1 protein-coding gene and 1 pseudogene are annotated in these 1,141 nt (G+C 64.9%); both read right to left on the reverse strand.

The window, feature by feature from the left end; genetic code table 11:
- Positions 1–932 (reverse strand): methyl-accepting chemotaxis protein (locus AC1DNF_RS35640; RefSeq protein ID WP_478153643.1); only part of this gene is annotated, 932 nt, incomplete at its 3' end.
- Between the two features lie 55 nt (positions 933–987).
- Positions 988–1,141 (reverse strand): annotated as a pseudogene (locus tag AC1DNF_RS35645) (chemotaxis protein CheW); the annotation flags it as partial.

Below are 1,141 nucleotides of genomic sequence, written 5' to 3' on the forward strand. Positions count from 1 at the left end.
CTGGTGAGCTCCTCCATCGAGGCGGCCGTCTGCTCCAGCGAACTGGCCTGCTGCTCGGTGCGCGACGAGAGGTCCTGGTTGCCCGAGGCAATCTCGCTCGAAGCCGTCGCGATGGTGTCCGTGCCCTGGCGCACTTCGCCCACCACCTTGGCGAGATTCGCGTTCATCTCCTTCAGCGCCCGCATCAACTGGCCCGTCTCGTCGCGGCTCTGGACTTCGATGTGCGAGCTCAGATCGCCCGCCGCCACCGTCTGCGCCACCGTGACGGCCTGCTTCAAGGGCCGCGTGATGCTGCGCGCCACAAGGAATGCACAGGCCGCGCCCATGAGTACCGTCAAGGCCGTCATCAGCAAGCGGAGATTGAAGGCGCGCGCATTGTCTGCGTCCAGCTTGGCGCTCATGTCATCGATGGCCTTGCGTTCCATGGCCAGCAGCTCGAGCACCTTGCCCTGGTAGGCGGTGGCGGTCGGCATGAAGACTTCGTTGAAGACGCGTTCCGTCTCCGCCGCATTCCCGCTCGCCTTGGCCTTCGCCACGGCGTCCTTGGCCGCCTGGTACTTCACACGCAGTTCGGTGATCGACTTGAAGGCGCTCTTCTCGATGTCCGCCACCAGGAGTTCCTCGACCTTGGCCATGGTCGCGCTGCCCTTCTTGACGCTGTCCGCGATGACGTCGGCGAAGACCACCGGAAGGGTGTCGTCCGTCGTCCTGGCGATCATCGAGGTCCGCGCAATGGCCGAGTAGGTCAGCACATACCAATCGGAGATGAGGCGCTCCTTGGCAAGCGGGCTCGCCAGCATGTGCTTGGTTGCCGCCGCGGTGTCCCGCGCGGCGACCAGCGCGAAGGCCGCCGAGATCACCGTCAGGGCCAGAACGATGGCGAAGGCAATGGCCAGGCGCGTTCCGATGCGAATGTTGGACAGGAAGTTCATGATACGGGAGGTGGTTCAGGCAAGAGGTTGGAGACTGCGAAGCGGCCGGGCCGCTTCAGCCGGCGATCTTCTCGATCAGGCCCATCTCGTCGCTGGACATCAGGCGGTCGATGTCCACCAGGATCAGCATCCGCTCGTCCAGTGTGCCCAGCCCGATCAGGTAGTCCGTGTCCAGCACCGACCCCATCTCCGGCGCCGGCTTGATCTGC

This window comes from Variovorax sp. 01T432, from assembly GCF_056398605.1.